The sequence below is a fragment of the Mycolicibacterium komossense genome (assembly GCF_025822605.1).
GTDB classification, from domain to species: domain Bacteria; phylum Actinomycetota; class Actinomycetes; order Mycobacteriales; family Mycobacteriaceae; genus Mycobacterium; species Mycobacterium komossense.
In genome coordinates this window covers 199,809-224,402 of the sequence record NZ_JACKTY010000014.1, presented here as the reverse complement: position 1 = coordinate 224,402, position 24,594 = coordinate 199,809, and the positions used below count along the sequence as shown (strand labels likewise).

The 24,594-nt window shown below is 66.3% G+C and carries 22 protein-coding genes; 3 read left to right on the top strand and 19 right to left on the bottom strand.

Annotated features, from left to right (window positions below; genetic code table 11):
* Positions 1–71: 71 nt before the first annotated feature.
* The 15 genes from rpmA to H7J73_RS05445 all read right to left on the bottom strand — a co-directional run bounded on the left by rpmA (position 72) and on the right by H7J73_RS05445 (position 17,142).
* Positions 72–329: a 50S ribosomal protein L27 gene (gene rpmA / locus H7J73_RS05515; RefSeq protein ID WP_264066242.1), complete on the bottom strand. Its 258-nt coding sequence runs from the start codon at positions 327–329 to the stop codon at positions 72–74.
* A gap of 15 nt (positions 330–344) precedes the next feature.
* Positions 345–656, bottom strand: a complete 312-nt coding sequence (gene rplU, locus H7J73_RS05510; protein WP_264066241.1) for a 50S ribosomal protein L21 — start codon at positions 654–656, stop codon at positions 345–347.
* A gap of 198 nt (positions 657–854) precedes the next feature.
* The gene (rne, locus tag H7J73_RS05505; RefSeq protein WP_435405422.1) at positions 855–3,869 is read right to left on the bottom strand and encodes a ribonuclease E; all 3,015 of its coding nucleotides are present in this window, start codon (positions 3,867–3,869) and stop codon (positions 855–857) included.
* 311 nt (positions 3,870–4,180) lie between these two features.
* A complete protein-coding gene (gene ndk, locus H7J73_RS05500; RefSeq protein ID WP_264066240.1) occupies positions 4,181–4,591 on the bottom strand; it encodes a nucleoside-diphosphate kinase in 411 nt (136 codons plus the stop codon).
* A gap of 57 nt (positions 4,592–4,648) precedes the next feature.
* The gene (locus H7J73_RS05495; RefSeq protein WP_264066238.1) at positions 4,649–5,566 is read right to left on the bottom strand and encodes a DMT family transporter; all 918 of its coding nucleotides are present in this window, start codon (positions 5,564–5,566) and stop codon (positions 4,649–4,651) included.
* Between the two features lie 43 nt (positions 5,567–5,609).
* Positions 5,610–5,948: a DUF4233 domain-containing protein gene (locus H7J73_RS05490; RefSeq protein WP_264066348.1), complete on the bottom strand. Its 339-nt coding sequence runs from the start codon at positions 5,946–5,948 to the stop codon at positions 5,610–5,612.
* An 80-nt stretch (positions 5,949–6,028) separates the two neighbouring features.
* On the bottom strand, positions 6,029–7,465 hold the full coding sequence (gene folC, locus H7J73_RS05485; RefSeq protein WP_264066237.1) for a bifunctional tetrahydrofolate synthase/dihydrofolate synthase: 1,437 nt from the start codon (positions 7,463–7,465) through the stop codon (positions 6,029–6,031).
* Positions 7,462–10,134, bottom strand: coding sequence for a valine--tRNA ligase (locus tag H7J73_RS05480; protein ID WP_264066236.1), 2,673 nt, complete (start codon positions 10,132–10,134; stop codon positions 7,462–7,464). The genes folC and H7J73_RS05480 overlap by 4 nt, the downstream gene beginning before the upstream one ends.
* A gap of 17 nt (positions 10,135–10,151) precedes the next feature.
* On the bottom strand, positions 10,152–10,778 hold the full coding sequence (locus H7J73_RS05475) for a DUF937 domain-containing protein (RefSeq protein ID WP_264066235.1): 627 nt from the start codon (positions 10,776–10,778) through the stop codon (positions 10,152–10,154).
* A gap of 55 nt (positions 10,779–10,833) precedes the next feature.
* Positions 10,834–12,090: a saccharopine dehydrogenase family protein gene (locus tag H7J73_RS05470; RefSeq protein WP_264066234.1), complete on the bottom strand. Its 1,257-nt coding sequence runs from the start codon at positions 12,088–12,090 to the stop codon at positions 10,834–10,836.
* Positions 12,091–12,110: 20 nt separating this feature from the next.
* A complete protein-coding gene (locus H7J73_RS05465) occupies positions 12,111–14,117 on the bottom strand; it encodes a S9 family peptidase (RefSeq protein WP_264066233.1) in 2,007 nt (668 codons plus the stop codon).
* A 25-nt stretch (positions 14,118–14,142) separates the two neighbouring features.
* Positions 14,143–14,685: a G/U mismatch-specific DNA glycosylase gene (gene mug, locus H7J73_RS05460; RefSeq protein ID WP_264066232.1), complete on the bottom strand. Its 543-nt coding sequence runs from the start codon at positions 14,683–14,685 to the stop codon at positions 14,143–14,145.
* Positions 14,655–15,659: a heme-dependent oxidative N-demethylase family protein gene (locus tag H7J73_RS05455; protein WP_264066231.1), complete on the bottom strand. Its 1,005-nt coding sequence runs from the start codon at positions 15,657–15,659 to the stop codon at positions 14,655–14,657. The genes mug and H7J73_RS05455 overlap by 31 nt, the downstream gene beginning before the upstream one ends.
* A complete protein-coding gene (locus H7J73_RS05450; protein WP_264066230.1) occupies positions 15,656–16,600 on the bottom strand; it encodes a PDR/VanB family oxidoreductase in 945 nt (314 codons plus the stop codon). The genes H7J73_RS05455 and H7J73_RS05450 overlap by 4 nt, the downstream gene beginning before the upstream one ends.
* A complete protein-coding gene (locus H7J73_RS05445) occupies positions 16,597–17,142 on the bottom strand; it encodes a dimethylamine monooxygenase subunit DmmA family protein (RefSeq protein ID WP_264066229.1) in 546 nt (181 codons plus the stop codon). The genes H7J73_RS05450 and H7J73_RS05445 overlap by 4 nt, the downstream gene beginning before the upstream one ends.
* Positions 17,143–17,226: 84 nt before the next feature.
* On the opposite strand from H7J73_RS05445, the gene H7J73_RS05440 reads away from it, so the two are divergent.
* From H7J73_RS05440 to H7J73_RS05430, 3 genes are read left to right on the top strand one after another with little or no spacing between them, the layout of a single operon-like run.
* Positions 17,227–17,637, top strand: a complete 411-nt coding sequence (locus H7J73_RS05440; protein ID WP_264066228.1) for a winged helix-turn-helix transcriptional regulator — start codon at positions 17,227–17,229, stop codon at positions 17,635–17,637.
* Positions 17,634–18,161, top strand: a complete 528-nt coding sequence (locus H7J73_RS05435) for a PaaI family thioesterase (protein WP_264066227.1) — start codon at positions 17,634–17,636, stop codon at positions 18,159–18,161. Before H7J73_RS05440 ends, H7J73_RS05435 begins: the two co-directional genes overlap by 4 nt.
* A 33-nt stretch (positions 18,162–18,194) precedes the next feature.
* Positions 18,195–19,373 (top strand): FAD-dependent oxidoreductase, encoded by a 1,179-nt coding sequence (locus tag H7J73_RS05430; protein WP_264066226.1) that lies wholly within the window; start codon positions 18,195–18,197, stop codon positions 19,371–19,373.
* A 126-nt stretch (positions 19,374–19,499) separates the two neighbouring features.
* On the opposite strand, the gene H7J73_RS05425 is transcribed toward H7J73_RS05430, so the two are convergent.
* The 4 genes from H7J73_RS05425 to H7J73_RS05410 all read right to left on the bottom strand — a co-directional run bounded on the left by H7J73_RS05425 (position 19,500) and on the right by H7J73_RS05410 (position 24,489).
* Entirely contained in the window at positions 19,500–19,826 is a 327-nt protein-coding gene (locus tag H7J73_RS05425) for a transglycosylase family protein (RefSeq protein WP_264066225.1), read from the bottom strand.
* 1,024 nt (positions 19,827–20,850) lie between these two features.
* Positions 20,851–21,435 carry a molybdenum cofactor guanylyltransferase gene (mobA, locus tag H7J73_RS05420; protein ID WP_264066224.1) on the bottom strand — a complete coding sequence of 195 codons (585 nt, stop codon included), beginning with the start codon at positions 21,433–21,435 and terminating at the stop codon, positions 20,851–20,853.
* A 22-nt stretch (positions 21,436–21,457) separates the two neighbouring features.
* Positions 21,458–22,555: a 2-oxoacid:ferredoxin oxidoreductase subunit beta gene (locus H7J73_RS05415; protein WP_264066222.1), complete on the bottom strand. Its 1,098-nt coding sequence runs from the start codon at positions 22,553–22,555 to the stop codon at positions 21,458–21,460.
* The gene (locus H7J73_RS05410) at positions 22,552–24,489 is read right to left on the bottom strand and encodes a 2-oxoacid:acceptor oxidoreductase subunit alpha (protein ID WP_264066220.1); all 1,938 of its coding nucleotides are present in this window, start codon (positions 24,487–24,489) and stop codon (positions 22,552–22,554) included. Before H7J73_RS05410 ends, H7J73_RS05415 begins: the two co-directional genes overlap by 4 nt.
* Between the last annotated feature and the right edge of the window lie 105 nt (positions 24,490–24,594).

Below are 24,594 nucleotides of genomic sequence, written 5' to 3'. Positions count from 1 at the left end.
ATTGCGAGATGAAGACGAGAACTCGCAGCCGCTTCACGTTCGTGTGCGGAGGCCCAGCAGTCCTCGAGTTGTTAGACCTCGACCGGAACGATGTTGACGGTCTTGCGGCCACGTTTGACGCCGAACTCGACGGCACCGAATGCCGTCGCGAACAGGGTGTCGTCATCGCCACGGCCGACATTGACGCCGGGATGGAAGTGGGTGCCGCGCTGGCGAACGATGATCTCGCCCGCCTTGACGACCTGGCCGCCGAAGCGCTTCACGCCGAGGCGCTGCGCATTCGAGTCACGACCGTTGCGAGAGCTGGAAGCGCCCTTCTTGTGTGCCATGTGTTCGCTCCCTTGCTACTTGATGCCGGTGACCTTGAGCACCGTCAGCTGCTGACGGTGGCCCTGGCGCTTGTGATAGCCGGTCTTGTTCTTGAACTTGTGGATGCGGATCTTCGGGCCCTTGGTGTGCTCGAGGATCTCGCCGGTCACTGCAACCTTCGCCAAGTCCTTGGCGTCGGTGGTGACGGTCGCGCCGTCGACGACGAGCGCCACGGGCAGCGACACGGAAGCGCCCGGGTCCGACTCGAGCTTCTCGACCTTGACGATGTCACCGACAGCAACCTTGTACTGCTTGCCACCGGTCTTGACGATTGCGTACGTCGCCATCGTTGCCTGTCCTCTGTTCTGTCCATCTGCGGGCGCGCGCCACCCGGAGGCTGCGAACGCGGGGTCTTCTTACGGAAACACGGTGCGGGACGCTAGTTGTCCCGCTGTCGCCGACTCGGTTCTTCAGGAGAGCCTGGCGACAACTGCTCAAGGTTACGTGACCAGCAGCTAGAGGGTCAAACCGCCTGACTGGAGCCGTTAGACGGGCGGTCCGGCAGGACGCGCCGCTGCCCGACGCCTGCGGGGTCGGCCGGCCGGTACTGCCACCGGCTCCCGCACCTGCGGCTGGTAGTCGTCGTCATCGTCGGACTCGTCATCGTCATCATCCGGTTCGTCGTCATCATCGATGACCTCGATGTCTTCGTCGTCGTCTGACTCGTCCTCGTCGTCATCATCGTCGTCATCCGACTCGTCCTCGTCGTCATCATCGACCAGGTCGACATCGACCTCATCCTCATCGTCATCCGAATCGTCGTCATCGTCGTCGACGTCGTCGAGATCTTCCTCGGCGACCTCCTCCGCCACCTGCTCGGCGGTCGAGACGGCTGCATCCGCCTCATCGCCGGCGAAGTCCTCGGACGAGGTGTCGACAGTCTCGTCCTCGACGTGTTCCTCGTCGTAGTCCGGGTCGTGCTCGTCGTCGCCGGGCTTTCCGTTGGCTGCGGCCATTGCCTTGAACATCGGGTGCTCGCCGGCAGTATGCGAAGGCAGCCGCACCACTGGTGCCTCGTCCTCGGTCTTGGTGACCTTCTTCGAGCGCTTGCTACGGCGACTGTTGCCACCTGCCTCGGTTTTCCGGGCGGGCGCCGACTCGGAGTCGACAGGATCGGAGTGCAGCATGATGCCCCGGCCCGCACAGTGCGGGCAGGTCGTCGAGAACGCCTCGACCAGACCGGTCCCGAGTTTCTTGCGTGTGAGCTGAACCAGGCCCAGCGACGTCACCTCGGAAACCTGATGGCGAGTGCGGTCACGCCCCAGCGCCTCGGTGAGCCGGCGCAAGACCAGGTCACGGTTGGACTCCAACACCATGTCGATGAAGTCGATGACGATGATGCCGCCGATATCGCGCAACCGCAGCTGCCGGACGGTCTCCTCGGCGGCCTCGAGGTTGTTCTTGGTGACGGTCTGCTCGAGGTTTCCGCCGGCACCGGTGAACTTGCCGGTGTTGACGTCGACGACGGTCATCGCCTCGGTGCGGTCGATCACCAGGGTGCCGCCCGAAGGCAACCACACCTTGCGGTCCATCGCCTTGGTGAGCTGTTCGTCGATCCGGTGCACGGCGAAGACGTCGGGAGCACCGCTGGAGGCTGGCTCGTACTTCGTCAGCTTCGGAAGTAGTTCCGGGGCAACGGAATTCACGTATTCGTTGATGGTCGACCAGGCCGCGTCCCCGGACACGATCAGGCCGGAGAAATCCTCGTTGAACAGATCACGGACGACCTTGACCAACACGTCGGGTTCTTCGTACAGCGTCTGGGCGACACCGGAGGCGTTGCTCTTGGTCTGGACGGCCTTCGCCTCGATCTCGGTCCAGCGCTCCTGCAACCGTGTCACATCAGAGCGGATGTCGTCTTCCTTGACGCCCTCTGAGGCAGTGCGGATGATCACCCCGGCGTCCGACGGCACGACCTCGCGCAGGATCTCCTTGAGTCGCTGCCGCTCGGTGTCGGGCAGCTTGCGACTGATCCCGGTCGACGAGGCGCCGGGAACGTAGACGAGATACCGCCCGGCCAGCGAGATCTGAGTGGTCAGTCGAGCGCCCTTGTGCCCGACGGGGTCCTTGCTGACCTGGACGACGATGTAGTCGCCGGGCTTGAGAGCCTGCTCGATCTTGCGCTGGGCGCCACCGAGACCGGCTGCCTCCCAGTTCACCTCGCCCGCGTACAGGACACCATTGCGGCCGCGCCCGATATCGACGAACGCCGCCTCCATCGAGGGCAGCACGTTCTGCACGATGCCGAGATAGATGTTGCCGACCAGCGATGCCGACGCCGCCGAGGTCACGAAATGCTCGACCAGGACACCGTCTTCGAGCACGGCGATCTGCGTGTAGCGCGCACCTTCGTGCGGCGGTTCGCTGCGAATCTTGTCGCGCACCACCATGACGCGTTCGACTGCCTCGCGGCGGGCGAGGAACTCGGCCTCGCTCAGGATCGGCGGCCGACGCCGTCCGGCGTCACGCCCGTCGCGACGACGCTGCCGCTTGGCCTCCAGCCGAGTCGACCCACTGATGCCCTGGATCTCATCGGGATCACGGCCCTTGGCCGACTTCTCCCGGGGGGCCCGCTCGTGCACCACGGTGTTCGGCGGGTCGTCGGGCGAGACCGCTTCGCCGTCATCCCCACCGCCGGACTTGCGGCGGCGACGACGCCGACGGCGCCTGGTGGCACCGTCACCCGAGGCCGACTCGTCATCACCGTCACCGTCACCGTTGTCATCATCGGAAGCGGCGGCATCGGTGTCGTCGTCCGATTCGGATGACTCCGCCGATTCTGACTCGTCATCGCCGGTGTCGGCGTCACCCTCGCCACCACGACCCCGGCCGCGACCACGACGACCACGGCGTCGCCGCCGGTTCGCGGGCCGGCCCGGCTGATCGTCATCAGTGTCACCGTCGATGTCGCCGTCGTCGGCATCGCTGTCGTCTTCGTCGTCGTCGATGTCTGCCGGCTGAACGCGCTTCGGCGCCGCCGGGCGTTCCTGCACCGGCTGCGGAGCGACGAACAAGGGCAGGTAGTCCGCCTGGACCACCGGTTCGCGTTCGGGTTCCGGCGTCGGGTCCGCGAATACCTCGGGGAGGTCGTCGGCAGGGTCGTAAGTCGTCTCCAGGAGCAGTCGCGACTCCGGTTCGGCAGCCACGCCATCCTCGACCGGTTCGGCCGGGGCCTCGTCGAATCCGACGATCACTTCGGCGGCGGCCGGCTCAGCGGGGGCGGTTTCAGCCGCGACGATTTCAGCCACGGGAGTCGCCTCAGGAGCCTCGGCGGCAGCCAATACGTCGCGGACGCGGACGGCGTCCGTGCGGTCGACGCTGGAGTGAGCGCTGCGAGAGCGGCCGTCGAGCTCGGCCAATGCATCCAGGACCCGCCTGCTGGTGGTGCCGAGCACCCGCGCCAGCGAGTGCACCCTCAAGCGCTCGGGCAGATCGGGATCTGGGCCTGCACCTTGGGCTGCGGTGTCGTTCTGGTTTTGGATTCGGGCATCGTCGTCCACAAAGTCTCCTTCAAGCCCCCGGGCGCGTCGTGCATAGACGCGGCCGCGCGAGGACTTCCGCTATGTGCCCGGGCCGACTACTCCCGGACTTGTCATGGTCTCGCCCCGTGCGGCTCGTGTGGAACGCACCCGGTGCCTGGGTTGAATGACGACTAGGACGGCCGGCGCCGCATCGCGATCGCGGTGGTCGCCCTCGTCCAAGTCTTCATCCGGGCTTTTTTCGTCTGTGTGACGACGTACGCCCGTTGTCAGTATCCCATACCGACGCCAGTGAACGGACCAAGTGGCGGTTTAACCGGGTTGGGCCCGAATCAGAGTCCGGGGAACCAGAGCCCGATCTCGCGCTCGGCGGAGTCCTGGGAGTCCGAACCATGCACCAGGTTGAACTGGGTTTCCAGCCCGAGATCGCCACGGATCGTGCCGGGAGCAGCCTTCTCGACCGGGTCGGTTCCACCGGCCAGCTGACGGAACGCGGCGACGGCCCGCGGGCCTTCGAGCACGGCGGCCAGCACGGGTCCGGAGGTGATGAACTCCAGCAACGACGGGAAGAACGGCTTGCCCTCGTGTTCGGCGTAGTGAGCGCGGGCCAGCTCATCGCTGACGTTCTTCAGCTCCAGCGCAGCGAGGCTCAGGCCTTTGCGCTCGATGCGGGCGATGATTTCACCCACCAGCTGTCGTTCGACACCGTCAGGCTTGATCAACGCAAGAGTCCGCTCAGTCACGGCGCACAGCGTACCGAAGGGTGATCACAGGCCGCCCGCCGACCGGTTGCCAGTCGATCATCCCTCCAACGCGCGCACCCGCGGAGCGGCGGCCAGCGGCGTGACCGCATGGGCATGGGCACCCGAGGCGCGCCCGAGCGCAACGGTCGCGACCAGCATCGCCACGACGGCCAGGGGCAGAACCAGAACTCCGGTCCGGTCGACCGTGAGTTGTTCACCGAGCACCACGGCGCCGAGAGCCACCGCCACGACCGGCTCACCGACCAGCATGATCGGTACCGAAGCCTGCAGCGCGCCGGCCCGGAAGGCCCATTGCTGGGCGATTGTCACCCCTACAGCCAGCGCCACCAGCACGTATGGCGCGGGGATGGCGGCCAGACCATGCCACCCGGTGACGGCGAACCGGTGGGTGCAGATCTTGGTCAGGACGGCGATCATGCCCAACCCCACTGCGACGGCCACGGCCAGCGACATCGCCCGGACCCGACCGGTGCTGCGACGGGCGACCACCAGGCAGACCAGCACGGTGGGGACGGCACCGGCCAGCGCGATCGCCCATGCCGGCACCGGGGACTGGTAATGCCCTTCGTCGGGCCTGCCCACGAGCACGAACACCGTGAGCGCGGCAGTCAGCACGAAAGCCCACCCCCACTCAGCGGGGGTGACGCGGCCTCGGGCCCGGAACGCGTTCAACGGCAGGACGAAGAGCAGCGACGAGACGATGAGCGGCTGGACCAAGAGAATGGACCCGTGCGCCAAGGCGAGCGCCTGAAACGCGTAACCGGCCACGGCCGCCGCGGTTCCCGCCCACCACAACCGATTGCGGAATACGCCCGTGATCGCCGTCACCGACAACTCGTCGTCGACATCGGGGTGACTCAGCGCCGCCTGCCGCGCAACGATGCCGACGGCGGCGGCCACGGCCGCCAGTAACGCCGAGACGATTGCCAGTGCATTCGAGGCCACCCATTGCATGCTCGCCGTTGTACCCGCTTGGGCCGGGGACGACTCGTGGCGGCTACTGCGGCGGGCGCTGCTGACCCGGGAGGAGCCCCTTGCGCTGCCTGCGTAGCACCTCGCCGCGCAGGTAGACGATCAGCAGCCACACGATGGCGAACACCAGCCCGATCACGCCCACACCGGGGTAGACCACCCAGCCCGCGATCAGCACGAGTTGCACTCCCAGATTCGCCCAGATCGCCCACGGCCGGCCCTGAATTCCGGCCATCAGCAGCAGCACCACGGCGAAACCGATCAGATAACCCATCGAGAAGGCGTTGAGACCGCCGCCGACCGCACCGACCACCGGCAAAGCCAGCAGCACCACGATCGACTCGAGGATCAGGGTGCCCGCCATGACACCGCGGAAGCTCTTCCACGGATCCGGTGGGGCCGGTTCGGTTTCCGGCGACGTCTCGGGGCTGCCGGGATCCTGGGTCACGACGGGTCCTTACCGAACAGCGTGCGGGCCGCCCCCGCGGTGACCACGGACCCGGTGATGACGATGCCCGTGCCGGACAATCCGTCGTCTTCCCCGGCCTGCTCGACCAGAGCGGTTGCGGTTTCGATGGCGTCGGCGAGGGTGTCGGCGGCGATGACGCGCTCGGGGCCGAACCGCTCCTCGGCCATCATGGCCAGTTCCTGGACCTCCATGGCGCGCGGAGAGCCGTTGTGGGTGACGATCAGCTGGTCGAACGCCGGCTCGAGAGCAGTCAGGATGGCGCCGACGTCTTTATCGGCCATCACGCTGACCACCCCGATCAGGAACCGGAAGTCGAACTCCTCGGCCAGCGCCTCCGCCAACGCGGCCGCACCCGCGGGATTGTGCGCGGCGTCGATGAATACTGTTGGGGCGCTGCGCATTCGCTCCAAGCGCCCCGGGCTGGTGACCGCGGCGAAGCCGGCGCGGACCGCGTCGATGTCGAGTTGCCGGTCGGCGCCCGCCCCGAAGAACGCTTCCACTGCTGCCAGCGCCACCACCGCGTTGTGGGCCTGGTGCTCACCGTGCAAGGGCAAGAAGATGTCGGAGTAGACCCCGCTGAGTCCTTGCAACTCCAGCAGCTGGCCGCCGATCGCGATCTGCCGGCTCAACACGGCGAACTCAGAGCCTTCGCGCGCGACGGCCGCGTCAGCGGTAACTGCCTGGGCCAGAATGACTTCCATCGCTTCGGGCAGCTGCTGACCGATGATCGCAACGGTGTCAACCGGCACCAGGTCGTCTGCGGCCTTCGTGATGATGCCCGCCTTCTCGGCGGCGATATCGGGAATCTCGGTGCCGAGATACTCGGTGTGGTCGACGCTGATCGGTGTGATGACCGCGACCGGTGCGTCGACGACGTTGGTGGCATCCCACCGCCCGCCGAGGCCGACCTCGATCACTCCGATATCGATCGGCGCGTCGGCGAAAGCCGCGAAGGCCATGGCGGTCAGCACCTCGAACTTGCTCATCCGCGGCCCCGGCTCCCCGAGCGCTCCCGCCTCGGATTGCTGGTCGACCAGCTCGATGAACGGCTCGATCTCCCGGTAGGTCTCCACATATCTCGCCGGGCTGATCGGCTTGCCGTCGATGGAGATTCGCTCCACCGCCGATTGCAGATGTGGGCTGGTGGTCCGGCCGGTGCGCCGATGCAACGCCGTCAGCAGCGCATCGATGATCCGCGCCACCGAGGTCTTGCCGTTGGTGCCGGCGATATGAATGCACGGGTAGGCGCGCTGCGGGTAGCCGAGCAGCTCCATCAGAGCGCTGATGCGCGCCGTGCTCGGCTCGATCTTCGTCTCCGGCCACCGCTGGTCGAGCAGATGCTCGACCTGCAGCAGCGCCGCGATCTCGTCGGGCGTCGGTTCAGGATCGGGCAGACTCTCGTCGACGGTCATGCCAATCCGGCCAGGCGCGCCGTGATCCGCTCGACCTCTTCGCCGGCCAGGCGCTGGCGGTCACGGATCTTCTCGACGACCGCGTCGGGCGCTTTGGCGAGGAAGGCGTCATTGCCGAGCTTTCCTGTGGTGCCTGCCAATTCCTTCTGCGCGGCGGCCAGGTCCTTCTCCAGGCGGCGCCGCTCGGCGGCGATGTCCACCGTCCCGGAGGTGTCCAGTTCGACGGTCACTATGCCGCGGGTCAGCGACACTTCGATCGATGCCGACGGCGTGAAATCCGCGGCCGGCTCGGTGAGCCACGCCAGTGACGTCACCGACGCCACCTGGGTGCTCAGATCCGCTTCGGCGATACCCGAGAGCCGGGCCGGGACCTTCTGGCGATCGTTGAGTCCCTGGTCGCTGCGAAACCGGCGCACCTCGGTGACCAGCTTCTGCATATCCGTAATGCGCTGCACCGCAACCCGATCGGTGTCCCGGCCGGACGGCTGCGGCCAGTCGGCGATGACAATCGACTCGCGGTCGGTGAGCGTCTTCCACAGCACCTCGGTGACGAACGGCATCACCGGGTGCAACATCCGCAGCAAGGTGTCCAGCACCGCAGCGAGCACCGTGTTCGTCCGGTTGGCCCTGGCTCCGCCGTCGGCCAGTTGCGCCTTGGCCAGCTCGACGTACCAGTCACAGAACTCGTCCCAGGCAAAGTGGTAGAGCGACTCACATGCGCGGTTGAACTCGTAGTTGTCGAAGGCCGAATCCACCTCCGCCCGAACCTCTTCCGCGCGACCGAGGATCCACCGGTCGGCATCGGTGAGCTCATCGGGGGCCGGCAGTTCGGCGGGCGCCGCACCGTTCATCAGCGCGAAGCGCGTCGCGTTGAAGAGTTTGGTGGCGAAGTTGCGCGAGGCGCGGGCGTGATCCTCGCCGATGGACAGGTCACCGCCGGGACTGGCGCCGCGGGCCAGGGTGAACCGCAGCGCATCGGCACCGAAGGTCTCCACCCAGTCCAGCGGGTCGATACCGTTGCCCTTGGATTTGCTCATCTTGCGGCCGAACTCGTCGCGGATCAGCCCGTGCAGGAAGATGTCCGTGAACGGCACCTGCGGGTGGCCGTTGGGCTTCGCCGCGATCACCTCGTCGCCCGAGACGAACGTGCCGAACATCATCATCCGGGCGACCCAGAAGAACAGGATGTCGTAGCCGGTCACCAACACGCTAGTGGGATAGAACTTCTCGAGCTCGGGTGTGCGATCAGGCCAGCCCATCGTGGAGAACGGCCACAGCGCCGACGAGAACCAGGTGTCCAGTACGTCGGGATCCTGCTCCCACCCTTCGGGCGGTGTCTCGTCGGGCCCGACACAGATTTTTTGACCGTCGGGACCGTGCCAGATCGGGATCCGGTGTCCCCACCACAGCTGCCGGGAAATGCACCAGTCGTGCATGTTGTCGACCCAGCCGAACCAGCGCGGCTCCAGGCTGGCCGGGTGAATGACGGTGTCGCCGTTGCGAACCGCATCACCGGCAGCGTGCGCGAGCGATTCGACTTTCACCCACCACTGCAATGAGAGCCGGGGCTCGATGGGTTCACCACTGCGCTCGGAATGCCCGACGCTGTGCAGGTACGGTCGCTTCTCGGCGACGATGCGGCCCTGCGCGGCCAGCGCCTCTCGGACCGCAACACGTGCTTCGAAGCGGTCCATCCCGTCGAATTGTGTTCCGGTGTCGGCGATCCGGCCCTTGGTGTCCAGGATCGTCGGCATCGCCAGGTTGTGCCGCAACCCGATCTCGAAGTCGTTGGGATCGTGAGCGGGCGTGACTTTGACTGCACCGGTACCGAATTCAGGGTCCACGTGCGCATCGGCGACGACGATGATCTGCCGGTCGAGGAACGGATGCGGAAGCGACGTGCCGACAAGAGCGCGGTAACGGTCGTCGTCAGGGTGCACCGCGATCGCGGTATCGCCGAGCATCGTCTCGAGTCGGGTGGTGGCGACCACGATGTGGGGATCCCCGTCGTCCATCGAGCCGTACCGGAACGACACCAGTTCGCCCTCGACGTCGTCGTACTTGACCTCAAGATCGGAGATCGCGGTCTCCAGCACCGGTGACCAGTTCACCAGTCGCTCGGCCTGGTAGATCAGGCCGGCGTCGTAAAGCCGTTTGAAGATGGTGCGGACCGCGCGAGACAGACCGTCGTCCATGGTGAACCGGTCGCGGCTCCAATCCACACCGTCGCCGAGACGGCGCATCTGGCCGCCGATGGTGCCGCCGGATTCACGTTTCCAGTCCCACACCTTGTCGATGAACAGCTCGCGCCCGAAGTCCTCTTTGGTCTTGCCGTCGGCAGCCAGCTGCTTCTCGACCACCGACTGGGTGGCGATACCGGCGTGGTCCATCCCGGGAAGCCAGAGCACCTCGAAGCCCTGCATGCGCTTACGTCTGGTCAGCACATCCATCAGGGTGTGGTCCAGGGCGTGGCCCATGTGCAGGCTGCCGGTCACGTTCGGCGGCGGCAGCACGATCGAATACGGCGGTTTCGCGCTGGAAGGGTCGGCCGTGAAGTAACCCGCGTCAACCCAGCCCTGGTACAGCTCGCTTTCTACCGCGCCGGGATCCCAGGACTTGGGCAGAGGGGGCGGAACATCGCCTGTGTGGGATCTAACGCTGGCAGTCACCGGTCAATTCTAGGGGGCTACTTCTTGCCGCCCAGCAGACCACCCAATATGTCGCCGATGGCGCCGCCCTTTCCACCGCCGCCGAGCACGCTGCCCAGGATGCTGCCGAGCGGGTTGTTGTTCCCGCCACCGGCGCCGCCGGCGCTGCCGAGGATGCTGCCGAGGACATCGCCCAGCCCGCCGCCACCTGCTGACGCCGTTGGGGCCTGCCCGGCCGGCGCCCCGGTGGTCTGCGCGAGTTGCTTGCCGATATAGGCCAGCACGATCGGCGCCAGGATCGGCAGCAGCTTCTTGACCAGGTCCCCGCCGGCGGAGCCGCCGGCCCCGGTGCCCGCGAGCGCCGAGGCGACGGCGGAGCTGTTGTTGCCGCCGAAGATGTTGGCCACAATGTTGTCGCCCTCGTGTTCGTCGACCTGATCGACGCTCACACCGCCGTCGAGCAGGCCACTGGCGGCCTGGGTGTTGACGGCCTCCTCGAGCTTGCTCGAGTCGATGTCATCGGCCTGACAGTTGTGCTGCACTCCACCGACGAGCGCGGGGACCAAGGTGTGGATCGCGTTGTTCACTTCGTCCTCTGGGGCACCGAGCCTCCTGGCGATGTCCTGAACGGGAATCTGTGCGAAAAGATCGTCGAGTCCGGCCACTTTCTCCACCTTCGTTGCTGGGTTTGGGGCACCTCTGGCTCGACAGTAGACCGATTCACTCGAGCGAAACAGTCTCCAGCGTGACGCCCGCGGCGGGCAGCCGCTCGAGCAGTACATCGCCCATCGCCGACGCCGGCGTCAGCACACCCCGCAGATCCGAGAGCCCGTCGCGATCCAGCGCCAATGCGAGACCACTCTCGCCGAGCAGGACGGCGGTGGCCTTGTAGCCGGGGTCACCGCGCTGGGCCATCGTGGCGCGGTAGCGCGCACCGGTGTCGGTGGTCGTGTAGGTCTCGACGGTGTAGTGGCCGTTCTCGCGGGCGCGTTCGCTCGGGCCGGTGCCCGGCTTCGGGGTAATCCGGTCGACCAGGGCCGTCGGCAGTCGCCGCAGGTAGCGCGAACCCAGTCCCATCACCGCGGCGTTGACGCCGGTGGTGACCGCCGCCGCCACCGGTGCGAGCGCCGAGCGCCCCACACTCATCTGCTCGGCGTAGGCGAATCGACGTCCGTAGGGATAATCCAGTAATGCGTTGCTGCGACGGACAATTCGAGTGTTGACCACCGCCATGGCGAAGGCAGCGGTCCAGTAGCCGTCGAGTTCGGGCGCGATAGCTCCGCCGCGGCGCCACCGCAGGTCCGGTTGTGGCCCGAACTCGGGTTCGGCCCCGCGGTCCGGCGTCAACGTGTAGGGGTCTTCGATCTGGGCGCGCAGGTCTGGATCGTTGGACGCGGCCCGGAACAGTTCCACCATCGAGGCGGCGGTGCCGCCGGAGACGCCACCGGCGAATGACCGCACCACCATATTGGTGTCACCGAGCTCTCCGGCGCCGTCGGCAAGGATCCGCCGATACAACGCGTACACGGTGAGATCCGAAGGGATGGAATCGAATCCGCAGGAATGAACGATGCGGGCTCCGGTGTCGATGGCCTGCTTGTGATAGTGGTCGATGCTGTCGCGGATGAAGTTGGGCTCACCGGTGAGGTCGGCGTAATCGGTGCCCGCCGCCGCGCAGGCGGCGACCAGCGGCAGACCGTATTTTGCGTACGGCCCCACCGTGGTGACCACCACCTGCGTGCGTGCTGCCAGTGCGTTCAGCGTCGACGGTGACTCGGCATCGGCGGCGATGATCGGCCAGTCCTTCGCGGACTCCCCCAGCGTTTCCCGCACGGCCAGAATCCGGTCGGTGGACCGGCCGGCCAGCGCGATCCGCGCTCCCCCACCCGCCTTGCTCAGGTAGTCGGCGGTCAGCTTGCCGACGAAACCGGTGGCGCCATAGAGGACCAGGTCGAATTCGCGCTGCGATGCAGTCATGCCGCCAACCTACCGACCGGTCAGCCGAGCGTCTCCGGCAGTTCCGTCGGGACCCCGAGCACGTGCTGCGCCAGGAACGCCGTCACCACCTGATACCAGATCTTCGCGTGCTGCGGGCTCAGCACCCAGTGGTTCTCGGACGGGAAGTATAGGAAGCGGTGAGCGGAGCTGCCGTCCTCGGCGGCGGGCAGGCCTGACTCCGTGAGGAGCTCGAACCACAGCCGCAGCGCCTCGCCGATGGGTACGCGGTAGTCCTTGTCGCCGTGGATGACCAGCATCGGGGTGGTGATCTGCCCGACGAACCGGTGCGGTGAGTTCGCCTCGGCCATCTCCCTGGTCATCTCGCGCATCCAGTAGTAGGACGCATCGGTGGTGGCGCCGAACTGGTCCAGCGCCCACAGGCTGGCGTGGGTGACGATCGCGGCGAAGCGGTCGGTGTGCCCGGCGACCCAGTTGGCCATGTACCCGCCGAAGGAACCGCCCATCGCCGCTGTCCTGGTGGCGTCGATCCGCGGATCCGCACACGCGGCGTCGGTGGCGGCCATCAGGTCGTCGAACGGTGGACCGCCCCAGGCACCCCACCCGCGCTGGATGAAGTCCTGGCCGTATCCGGTGGACAGCGCCGGGTCCGGCAGCAGCACCGCATAGCCGTGGGCCGCCAGAAGCCACGGGTTCCACCGCCACGACCACGCGTTCCAGCTGCCCAGTGGACCGCCGTGGATCCACAGCAAAAGCGGGGCGGGCTGGTCGTCGGCCGGTAACACCAACCAGGACCGGACGGTCCGTCCGTCGGCGGTGACCGCGGACAGTTCGGCCAGCGAGCCGGGCAGCTCCGGCAGGTCGACGCACGGCAGGACGGTGACGGCGCCGTCACCGCCGATACGCACCGGGTGCGGCGGCGCCGCGTAGGAGCTGCGCAGCGCGTACACGGTTCCATCGGGTGCGGCGCTGACGTCGGTGTAGGCGAAGTCGTCGGCGGTCAGCGCGGTGACCGATCCGGCCAGCTCGACCCGGAACACCGGGCAGCGACCGCCGTCGTCGGCGGTGACCAGCAGCGCCGACCCGTCACGGAACCAGTCGACCGACGAGGGCCAGCGGTCCCAGCCAGCCGCCACCACCTTCGGTGCTGACCCGAACTTCAGGCAGCACAGCGTGATTCGAGGCGCCTGATGCGGTGTTGAGACCGACTCGCGGGTGTAGGCCACCGCCGATCCGTCCGGGGAGATGGCGGGGTTCTCCAGGTCCGCGTCAGGATCGTCGGCGATGATCTCGCGCGCTCCGGTCGCGAGATCGATGCGGATCAGCACCGAGCGCCGCGACGCGCCTGCGCCGCGAATTCGCCATGCGGCGACGACGAAGCTGCCGTCCGCGCTGACGTCGTATTCCGCTTCCCTCAGGGCGCCTCCGGGCGCAGGGGTGAGGTCTCGGGGACCACCGTCGGGGCCGGCTTCAGTTCCCGCGACGTCCAACAGGTGGGGTTCGTCTGGACCGAGGTCGTGGTCCCAGTAGCGCACCGGATACCCGGTGTGCAGGATTGCACTCACCGAGTTGTCCTTGCGCAGCTTCCGCAGCCGGCGATCGTCTTCGACATCGGTGGCCGACGGCAACATCGCGCCTGCGACGACCGTCCGATCGGCCACCAGGGCGGCGCGCACCGCGTCCACGCCGCCGGGCAGCGCCAGCAGTTCCTCGGCCTCGCCACCGGCGACGGGTAGGCGCCACAACGCCGGCGGGGGTTTGTCGTCGTCCTCGCCCGGCCTGGCGGCGATGAACAACAGGTCGCCGTCTGCGGTGAACACCGGCGACGATTCACCCTTGGCTCCCCTGGTCAGGCGCCGCGCTGGTCGCCGCCCGCTGGGGTCCAGCTCCCATAGCGCGCGGATGTACTCGGTGCGCTTGCTGTTGAGTTCGGCAATGGTCGTCACGACCCGCGTGCCGTCAGCACTGACCGCAAGGCCTGCCACGCGCGGCAACGCGATATAGGCATCGAGATCATGAAAAGGAGTTGGGTTGGACACGTCAGCCATGGCTACCTATTTGACCACGACGTGGTTACACCATCGCTGACCTGAGGTCGCTATAGGCGTCCACCAGGGCAGTCAGGGAGAAGCGTCGATTCAGCCCGCTCGGGTTGGGCAGGACCCAGGCTGTCGCCGCGGCGAACGGCTCCGGGTACCTACCCCAGCCGATATCGGGGCTGCCGATCATGGTCGCGAAGGCTCGTTTTCCGAGGAACGCGATCACATTGGGCGCGTAGCGGCGCATCTTGACCTCGAATTCGGGGCGGGCCTGCCGGAATTCTTCAGGCCGAACCTCATCGGCGCGGGTCGTCGGCCGGGAGACGACAGCCGATATGCCGCAGCCATATTCGAGCAACCGCCGCTCGTCTTGGGGTGCCAGACGGACATCGGTGAAGCCCGCAAGATGCAGTACCGGCCAGAACCGGTTGCTGCGATGGGAGAAGTTATGGCCTTGAAGATCGGGGCCCGCAGCGCTCAATGCCGGGTTGAGCCCACAGAAGACGATATCGAGGCCGGGAGCGAGGATATCGGCCGAGTAGCTGCTCACCGCGTCGACGAGTACGCGTTCAGCCACGACACGGCGCGATCGCGGTAGGGCAGAAAACCCTTGTAGTCAGCCAGATCGTCCGGCAGTTCGGCCAAGACCGACGCCATCCTCGCGCGCCACGGTTCAACAGCGGCGACGTCGACCAGCGCCAGCATGTAGGTCCGGATCAGGAAGCAGATGGCCCCTGACTCCGGCAACCGGATCAGGTGTTGTACTTCCACCCGCAGTTGGATCAGCTGACCGAAGGCCTCGTCGTCGACGGTTGGTGCCCGCGCGACGTCGGGCCCCCATTCCGGGTAGGACTCCGTGGAGGCGTCCAGTCGCCGACCCGCACCCAGGGTCCAGTTCGTCCGGCGATACACCCCGCCCGCCTGCAATCGCATCAGGAATTCCCTGGCCCGGGTGATGACGCCGGACTCCCGCAGCCCGGGCACCGGGCCGTGAATGTCCAGGAAGGTCATGCCGACATCGAACCCGAACGACCAGCCCGAGGCGAAGGTCACCACCCCCGCGTCCGCGAATAGGTCGCCGTCGCGCTGATCGAGCAGCACGATGTCTTCCTGCACCTGGCTGCCGATATAGGCCAACGGCTCCGCGGGCAGTGTCGACTCGTCACCGAAGATGAAATCCTGTGCAATTCCCAGCTTTTGGTTACACCACTGCCAGATGTCGCCGGTTCCGGTCAGGGACATGGTATCCGGGTAGCCGGCGGCCAGCTCCGTCATCAGGGCCAGCATCGCGTCCCAGCACGCGGGTCGCATATGCGGCAACACTGCGTGCCGGGAGGGGTCGGCAGCCAGGATCCGGGCACGCTCGGCAAGCTCGTGTTCGTACTCCCCGTCGATATCGATGACCCGCTGCCCCCAGCTCCCGGTGGCAGTGGGCACAGGATTGGCTGCCGACTCGATATTGGTGCTGTAACGATAGGTGTCACCGGCGAACGGAAATGGGAACGCGGCCAACAGCTCTGGTGTGGACACCGGCTCGGATGAAAGCGTCACAGCCTCAACTCCAATCGCTCACCCTCAGCACGTGAGACACAGCTCATCATGGCGTCGCCGGCCGCTTTCTCGTCATCGCTGAGATAGAGGTCGTGGTGCACGACGTTGCCCTGCACCACGGGGATTCGGCATTCGCCGCACACCCCTTGTCGACAGAGATTGGGAATCTCGTAGCCACGCGCCTGCAACGCCTCAAGCAACGACACACTGGATTCGACGACGAAGGACTCACCGCTGTCGGCGAGCGTCACCTCGAAGGGCTCGCCGGGGGCGACGGTGTCGATTCCGAACCGTTCCACATGGATTCGGCTTGGCGGCCAGCCCAACTCGGTGGCCATGGCCGTCACGTCGGTCATGAACGTCGACGGTCCGCAGACGTACAGGTGGGTGCCGAGGGGTTGGTCACCGAGTTCGGGACCCACTGCGGCAGTGAATGCGCTGCGGTCGGTGAAGATCTGCGCGTCGTCGGTGAGCGCCTTGATCTGGTCAAGGTAGGCGCCACGACCGTCGCGGTGCAGATACAGCAGTCGCACGTCACGTCTCCAGCGCCGCGCGCTGCGCAGGTGGGAGATCATCGGCGTGACGCCGATCCCCGCCGCGACCAGCAGATGCCTTCTGGCGGACAGCACCGGCGCGAAGGCGCTGCGTGGTCGCCGGATCACCACGCTGTCGCCGACCGCCAATTCCCGGTGGATCCAGCTCGATCCGCCCGATCCCGAAGGGCAGTGCAACACCGAGAAGACATATTCGGTCGGAGCCACGCTCTCACCGGTGAGGGAATAGGCGTTCACCGGGGACGGGGCGGGGCCGCACTCGACGACGATGTGACTGCCCGGAGTGAACGACGGCAGCGGCGTACCGTCTGCCCGCGCCAGCGTCACGGTGCGAATGCCCGGCACCGCGTCGTCGATATCGCGGACCAGCAGCGACAGGGCGGTCACCTCACATCCGGTGGCGGCGGATGAGCGAGATCGGCCAGATATCCCAGATGCGCTCCCAGATAGCGCGAAACATGATGGTGCACAATGATATTGCAGCCGCATCCCGCGCAGGGCAGCGCGTCTCCCAGCTCGACCTCGGCACGAGTCACCGTCGAACAGCGGGCGCAGCGAACATCGCGGGTGGCCACCGCGGTGCTGGCGATGATGATCTCGTCATCGTCAACACCGTGTCGCAGCGCCCGGGCCAGCAGGTGTAGACAGGCGTGCGCCGGGCCGGCGATCATCAACCGCCAGCCGACCACCGCGTCAGCCAGGTCGGCCGCCAGTGCGGCCAGCGCGGCATCGTCATCGGTGACCCGGTGGACCCGAACGTCAGCACCGGGAGCATGGGCGGCAATCTGCGCGGTCCAGACGACAGCGATGTCCTCGGCCTCGGCACCGACTGCGACCACACTCCAGTACCGCCCGGACAGATCGGCATCCGGGCGCACGGCGCCGGTGGCCCACGTGGGCACGCTCGTCAGCTCCAGAGCGGGTCTCATACTGCGGCCAGTCTCCCAGTTTCGCGCAGCCGTGTCTCGACTAGTCAGTTTGAAATTCAAACCATAGCCTGACAGGCTATTGCCATGACCATCGCAGCGCTCGCCGAGCTGCCCGGGCGGCCATGCCCCATCGCGGCCGCCCTCGAGGTCGTCGGCGACCGGTGGGCATTGTTGGTGATCCGCGAACTCGCACTGGGCAACACCAGGTTCGGCGGGATCGTCACGGGTACCGGCGCGCCTCGCGACCGCGTCGCCGCCCGGCTGAAATCTCTGGGGGACGCAGACGTCATCACCCGCGTCGCCTACCAGTCCACCCCACCGCGGTTCGACTACCAGCTGACGGAATCGGGCCGCGCATTGCTGCCGGTGCTGGCGGCTCTGCTGGTGTGGGGCAAGGACCATGTGGTGGCCGCCGACGATCCGGACCGCGACCGCCACCTCACTCGAAGCCGACCGCAACTATCCGACACCAGCAGGGAGACCCAAGCGCGATGACCGCAGAGCTCACCGAAACCACCCGCGACGGCTGGGGCCCGAAGCGCTCGAAAACCATCAGTTGGTACGAGCCGGGACCCTCGACCGCCAAGGGCCTCGCCATGCCAGGTGTGGACTACCTACGGGCGATGGTCGCGGGCGAACTCCCTCCCCCACCGATCGCCGGCCTGATGGAATTCGACCTGGTCGAGGCCGAAGTGGGTCGCGTGGTGTTCACGTGCCGGCCAGACGAATCGGCCTACAACCCGATCGGTGCCATCCACGGCGGCCTAGTGTGCACCCTGCTGGATTCGGTGGCCGGCTGCGCCCTCCACAGCGCGCTGCCTCAGGGCAAGGGCTACACGTCGGTCGAGATCAAGGTGAACTACCTCAAAGCGGTGCGGCTCACCAGCGGACTGCTGACCGCCACCGGCACGGTCGTGAAATCCGGTGCGCGCGTTGGCTTCACCGAAGGTACCGTCACCGACGAGTCGGGCACGTTGGTGGCCACCGCATCGAGCACCCTGCTCATCTTCGACCTGTAGTCCGCGCCGGCGCCCGTCGGCTACGGTCGGTGAATGAGCGACGACGCCACGAGTGGGATCGTCATCGTGGGGGCAGGTATTGCCGGCCTGGCTACAGCCGTCGCGCTGCGCAGGCGCGGGCGCACCCCCACCGTGATCGAGGCGCGGGACAACACAGCCGACAGCGCCCAAGGTGCCGGAATCAGCATCTGGCCCAATGCGCTTGCCGCACTGGACGAATTGGGCCTGGGCGATGCGGTCCGCACAGCGGGCGGCCGGGTGACCGCCGGGGCGGTGCGGTGGTATGACGGCACCTGGCTGCGGCACCCGTCAGCCGAGCGTCTGGTCACCGCACTGGGCGAGCCGTTGGTGGTGATCGACCGCGCCCGGCTCCGGGACATCCTCGCCGAAGCGGTGGCGCCGGGAACCATCCGTTACGGCACAGCGGTGCGCGGCCTGGTCGCCACCGCCGACGGCGTGCGACTCCTGCTCACGGATTCCACCCGGCTCGACGCGGCGGCAGTGATCGGCGCCGACGGCACGCACTCGGTGGTGGCCCGCCACCTCAACGGACACCTCGCGGACCGCTATGCCGGCTACACCGCCTGGCGCGGTATTGCGCAGTACGCACTGGACCCGGCACTGTCGGGCGAGACCATGGCGCCCGGCGTCGAGGTCGGCCACGTGCCACTCGGGTCCGACCTGACCTACTGGTTCGCGACCCAACGGGCTCCCGAAGGCCAGCAGATGCCCGACGGCGAGCTCGCCTATCTGCGTCGCACCCTGGCGCACTGGGCTGACCCGGTCCCCGCGATCCTCGCCGCGACCCAACCGGCGAACATTCTGCGCAATGACCTCTACGACCGGGCGCCGGCGCGCCAATGGTCCCGCGGGCCGATCGTGGTGGTCGGCGATGCCGCCCATCCGATGCGTCCTCACCTCGGCCAAGGTGGCTGCCAGGCGCTGGAGGATGCGGCGATCCTGGCCGAGTACGTCACGCAGGGCGAAGACCTGTCCGGTGCCTTCACCGCCTTCGCACAGTTCCGGCGGGGGCGGACCACTTCCCTGGTCCGCGAATCACGGCTGATCGGGCGGATCGTCAATCTGCGGCCGTCATTGCTCAGTGCTGCGGCAACCCGGGCGACCACGGTGGTTCCCGAAGCACTGCTGACACGGCATCTGGCCGGCATCGCGGCGCGGACAGCATTCGTGATGCCGACCGCGCCGGAGTGATGAGCGGGTCACACCGAACCATTCGGTCCGCAGGGAGTCGAATACGAGCCCTGCTGAGACACAAAAACTGCGTTGCGCCGCGCATCCACACTGTGGATGCGCGGCGCAACGCAGTCACGTGGGTGATTAACCGCGCCGGCCGCAGACGGGCCACGCACCGATGCCCTGGGAGGCCTTGACGTTCTCGGCAACCCTGATCTGCTCTTCTCGGCTCGCATGCTCCGGCATGCCCGAGCCACCGTTGGCACGCCAAGTGCCGAGCGTGAACTGGAGGCCGCCGTGGTAGCCGTTCCCGGTGTTGATCGACCAGTTTCCGCCGGACTCACATGACGCGACCGCATCCCAGTTCACCGAATCCGCGTTTGCGGTAGCAGTGGACAGGGCCATCGGCGTCGCGACGAGCGCTCCACCGATCGCCGCCATCGTGAGCTTTGTGCGGAGGTTCTTCAACATCGTTCCTTTCGCCACGCGCGCGCCGAAGCAACTCCCACCGGGGTGGGCGCTCATGACTCTCAGATGCCGCTGAGAGACGGAGTGATTTGTCGGGGCGTGCCATCTCGGTCAGGCACGACAGGGCAGGCAGCGAAGCCTCGCCGGAAGATCGATCCGCAAGATCGATCCGGCGGCTGACGAGCCCGCTCGGGCCTTCGTCAGCCCCACTCACACGCAGGGTTTGTTTCTTGAGTTATTTGCTCCCGCTGGGAACAGATTGGACCGTACGGACCAGATTCGGTTTAGTCACATCGGTCGAGCGGGTATCTCGTTTCGATAACAGACAGATCACGGTTGAATCCGACAGTCGTCTGCGCAGGTCAACGTTCCCTTTCCCGCTGCACCCAAACGCCATGTCAATGACGGTGCCCGTGATCCAAATCACCATCATTTTGTGAGCTGCGACACGAAAAGCGGCGCACACATGGACTGCGGGACAGAGAAATACGCGGCCAAGTGGCAGATGTTGCTGATGTGGCCCACGGGGTACAAGCCGAGAACCCGTGTCCACCATAGGTATTAGCTGCAAACTACATCGATTCACATATCGGCAATCTATCGAACTCTGTTGCCTTAGAACATAATTAGTGATGCCCGAGACAACGTAGTAGAGAAGGCCGAAACACGCTGCGCACCGTCGACTATCGGTTCGCCCAGCGTCGCCACCGGCTGAATATGTTGTACAGCAACTGATTTCACATGTGCGTCCGGGACCTCTCGGCACAATCCTCAACCTCGACCGTCGGCCGCCGAACGAGGTCAAGAACCCGCCGCGGACTAATCGCGCCTTCGAGGCGTAGGTGGCTAATCGGTTGCGCCCGTTAGTGAGACAGCCTACTCTTTTTCAAAGATGTTGAACTGGAACAGAATTAGTGCAGCGAACAGACGGTGGTCAGTCGATGCCGGGCCGGCGTACGACCGGGACCGGCAGCATCAATCCGGACTGACGAGCCCAGAAAACATCAGGCCGGGTATTTGCTGAGTTTCAGCCGATATCCGCGGCCACGTTGACGTTTGTCAACGCTTCGGACTCCGGCATCACGATCCGCTGGGTGTTCACCGAATCCACCAGGGCGCGCATGCTGCGCTCGCCGGCAGCTACCAGTTCGTCGATCCGGCCCGCCAACGACGTGCGGTACACCCCGGCGAGGTAATGGTCGCGACCATCCCACGGCAGGACCACGTCGACACCGTGATGCGCGGCGAGCCCGTCGATCAGCGCAGCTGTCATCAACGGCATATCGACCGCGCAGACGAAGGCGCGCTCCGCTCCCACCTCCGCAGCGGCCCGCAAACCACGCCCCGTGGCCAACAACGGCCCGACGCCACGCACTTCATCACGTAGCACGGTGGCGGACAGCGGTGGCAGCGGTTGACCTGGCGCGGCGATGACGAATACCGGCTCGCATACTGCGGCGACGGCCGAAACCACCAGTTCCACCATGGTTTTCGCTTCCCCTGAGCCGGACGCCGGATGGCCCGTCGCACGAAATATCACAGTCGCCTTATCGCGACCCATCCGCCTCGATGCCCCACCTGCCAGCACGACACCGGCCAGCGAGGAGGACATGGCGGTCAGATTACGCCACGCGTCAGTCGACGGTCCAGGTATCGCGACCACGAAGCAGCGATTGCAGTGCAGCGCGGTCGCTCGGGATGGTTTCGATCGCGGAACTGACCTGACCACGCGCCGATTCGTCGTAAGTCGGTCGGCTGACCTGCCGGAAGATCCCCATGACAGTGTGCTCGAGGTTCTGGTCCGACAACCGCGACAACGCAAACGCGTAGGCCGGGTCGTCGACGTTGGCGTCGTGCACCACGATCTCGTCCACGGAGACGTCGGCGGTCTTGGCCACGTCGAGGCTGAAGCCGGAGCGCACCACGCAATACTCACCGTTGGCGCCGAAGGTGATCGGCTCGCCGTGGTGGACGTTGATGACCCGCTCTTCGGCACCCTCTTTGCGCAGCGCGTCGAAAGAGCCGTCGTTGAAGATCGGGCAGTCCTGCATGATCTCGACCAGAGCTGAACCGCGATGGGCGGCCGCGGCGCGCAGCACCTCGGTCAGCCCCTTCTTGTCCGAGTCCAGTGCACGGCCGACGAACGACGCCTCAGCCCCCAGCGCGAGCGAGACCGGGTTGAACGGATGGTCCAGCGACCCCATCGGTGTCGACTTGGTGACCTTGCCGACTTCAGATGTCGGCGAGTACTGGCCCTTGGTCAACCCGTAGATCCGGTTGTTGAACAGCAGGATCGTCACGTTCACATTGCGCCGCAGCGCGTGGATCAGATGGTTGCCACCGATCGACAGGGCGTCCCCATCACCGGTGACCACCCAGACCGACAGATCGTCGCGGGCCAGCGCCAGGCCGGTCGCGAACGTCGGAGCCCGGCCGTGGATCGAGTGCAGGCCGTAGGTCTCCAGGTAATAGGGGAAACGACTCGAGCAGCCGATACCACTGACGAAGACCATGTTCTCGCGCTTGAGGCCGAGCTCAGGCAGGAACTGCTTGATGGTGTTGAGGATGACGTAGTCGCCACAACCGGGGCACCAGCGGACCTCTTGGTCGCTGGCGAAGTCTTTCGCCTTCAGTTGCTCGTCAGTGGTGGGCACACCGCTGATCTTCGTCAGCGGCGTCAGGCCCAGATCCCGGTGCTCGACACCCGACAGGCTTCCCATCACGTCAGTCATGCATCCGCTCCTACGGCTGTGTCGACGGTGGCCGCTGCCAACCGCGCGAACTTGGCCTTGTCGCTTTCCTTTTCGCTCAACGTTCCGTCGAGGGCGGCGGCGATGATGCCTTCGACCTCTTCAGCCAGGAACGCCATGCCTTCCACCTTCGTCACCGACTGGATGTCCACGAGGAACTTGCCGCGCAACAGCAGCGCGAGCTGTCCGAGGTTCATTTCCGGAAGAACGACCTTCGGGTACTTCCGCAGGACCTCGCCCATATTGGCCGGCAACGGGTTGAGATTGCGCAGCTGCGCGTGCGCCACCTTGATGCCCTTGCGGCGGGCCCGCCTGCACGCCTCACCGATCGGACCGTACGAACTACCCCAACCGAGCAACAGCAGCTCCGCGTCGCCGGTCGGGTCGTCGACCTCCAGGTCAGGAACGGTGATGCCGTCGATCTTGGCCTGCCGCAGACGCACCATCAGATCGTGGTTGGCCGGCTCATAGGAGATGTTGCCCGAACCGTTGGCCGACTCTAGGCCGCCGATGCGGTGCTCGAGCCCAGGGGTTCCCGGAATGGCGAACTGCCGTGCCAGGGTCTCGGGGTCGCGGGCGTACGGCTGGAACGGCTCGCCTGCCTTGGCATAAATATGCGGAATCGACTCGAAGCTTTCGACATCCGGGATGCGCCACGGTTCGGAGCCGTTGGCGATGGCACCGTCCGACAGGATGATCACCGGGGTGCGGTACTTCAGCGCGATCCGGACGGCGTCGACGGCAACCTCGAAGCAGTCCGACGGTGAGCGCGGCGCCAAAACGGCAACCGGGGACTCGCCGTTGCGGCCGTACAGCGCTTGCAGCAGGTCGGCCTGCTCGGTCTTGGTCGGCAGACCGGTGGACGGGCCACCACGCTGCACGTCGACGACCAACAGCGGAAGCTCAGCCATCACAGCGAGTCCGATCGCCTCGGACTTCAGCGAGATGCCCGGGCCGGAGGTGGTGGTCACGCCGAGCGAACCGCCATAGGACGCTCCGATGGCGGCACCGATGCCCGCGATCTCGTCCTCGGCCTGGAACGTCAGCACGTTGAAGTTCTTGTGCTTGGACAGCTCGTGCAGGATGTCCGACGCCGGGGTGATCGGGTAGCTGCCCAGCATCACCTGGACATCGGCCAGCTGGCCGGCCACGACGATGCCGTAGGCGAGTGCGGTGTTTCCGGAGATCTGCCGGTACTCGCCGGAGGCCAGCTTGGCCGGGGAGATCAGGTAGGTGGTGCCGAACGCCTCGGTGGTCTCGCCGTAGTAGTAGCCGGCCTTGAGGGCGAGGACGTTGGCCTCCGCGATATCGGGCTTGCGGCCGAACTTCTCGCGGATGAAGGTCTCGCTGGTCTCGATCGGGCGGCCGTACATCCATGAGAGCAGGCCGAGCGCGAACATGTTCTTGGCGCGGGACCCGTCCTTCTTGGACGCGCCGATCTGCTCGACAGCGCCAAGAGTCAGCGTGGTCATCGCGACGGCCTGCACGACGAAGTCGGACAAGCTGTCGTCTTCGAGCGGGTTGGAGTCGTAGCCGACCTTGGCCAGGTTGCGCTTGGTGAACTCGTCAGAGTTGGCGATGACGAGACCGCCGCGCGGCAGGTCGGCGATGTTGGCCTTGAGTGCTGCGGGATTCATCGCCACCAGCACGTCGGGACGGTCACCCGCGGTCAGGATGTCGTAGTCGGCGATCTGGATCTGGAACGATGAGACGCCGGGGAGGGTGCCCTGAGGCGCCCGGATCTCCGCGGGGTAGTTGGGCTGCGTGGCCAAGTCGTTGCCGAAAAGTGCTGCCTCAGAAGTGAATCGATCCCCCGTGAGCTGCATACCGTCGCCGGAGTCACCAGCGAACCGGATGACGACCTTTTCGAGTTTTTCCCGAGGGTGCGAACTGGTTCCGTTGTCCGTCGGACCCACGACTCCGCCTTTCTCACTGTCTTGTCAGCCGACTGCATCGTCTGATCTGCCACAGCATTTCCGTCGCAGTCTGCTTGGACGCGCCGTCAAGTGAATGCCTGCAGA

Excerpts from the sequence above, each read along its gene's own strand:
- rpmA (WP_264066242.1), bottom strand. The coding sequence starts at position 329 with ATGGCACACAAGAAGGGCGCTTCCAGCTCTCGCAACGGTCGTGACTCG.
- rplU (WP_264066241.1), bottom strand. The coding sequence starts at position 656 with ATGGCGACGTACGCAATCGTCAAGACCGGTGGCAAGCAGTACAAGGTT.
- H7J73_RS05495 (WP_264066238.1), bottom strand. The coding sequence starts at position 5,566 with ATGCAATGGGTGGCCTCGAATGCACTGGCAATCGTCTCGGCGTTACTG.
- H7J73_RS05490 (WP_264066348.1), bottom strand. The coding sequence starts at position 5,948 with ATGGCGGGCACCCTGATCCTCGAGTCGATCGTGGTGCTGCTGGCTTTG.
- folC (WP_264066237.1), bottom strand. The coding sequence starts at position 7,465 with ATGACCGTCGACGAGAGTCTGCCCGATCCTGAACCGACGCCCGACGAG.
- H7J73_RS05470 (WP_264066234.1), bottom strand. The coding sequence starts at position 12,090 with ATGACTGCATCGCAGCGCGAATTCGACCTGGTCCTCTATGGCGCCACC.
- H7J73_RS05465 (WP_264066233.1), bottom strand. The coding sequence starts at position 14,117 with ATGGCTGACGTGTCCAACCCAACTCCTTTTCATGATCTCGATGCCTAT.
- H7J73_RS05445 (WP_264066229.1), bottom strand. The coding sequence starts at position 17,142 with ATGAGACCCGCTCTGGAGCTGACGAGCGTGCCCACGTGGGCCACCGGC.
- H7J73_RS05440 (WP_264066228.1), top strand. The coding sequence starts at position 17,227 with ATGACCATCGCAGCGCTCGCCGAGCTGCCCGGGCGGCCATGCCCCATC.
- H7J73_RS05435 (WP_264066227.1), top strand. The coding sequence starts at position 17,634 with ATGACCGCAGAGCTCACCGAAACCACCCGCGACGGCTGGGGCCCGAAG.
- H7J73_RS05430 (WP_264066226.1), top strand. The coding sequence starts at position 18,195 with ATGAGCGACGACGCCACGAGTGGGATCGTCATCGTGGGGGCAGGTATT.
- H7J73_RS05425 (WP_264066225.1), bottom strand. The coding sequence starts at position 19,826 with ATGTTGAAGAACCTCCGCACAAAGCTCACGATGGCGGCGATCGGTGGA.
- mobA (WP_264066224.1), bottom strand. The coding sequence starts at position 21,435 with ATGTCCTCCTCGCTGGCCGGTGTCGTGCTGGCAGGTGGGGCATCGAGG.
- H7J73_RS05415 (WP_264066222.1), bottom strand. The coding sequence starts at position 22,555 with ATGACTGACGTGATGGGAAGCCTGTCGGGTGTCGAGCACCGGGATCTG.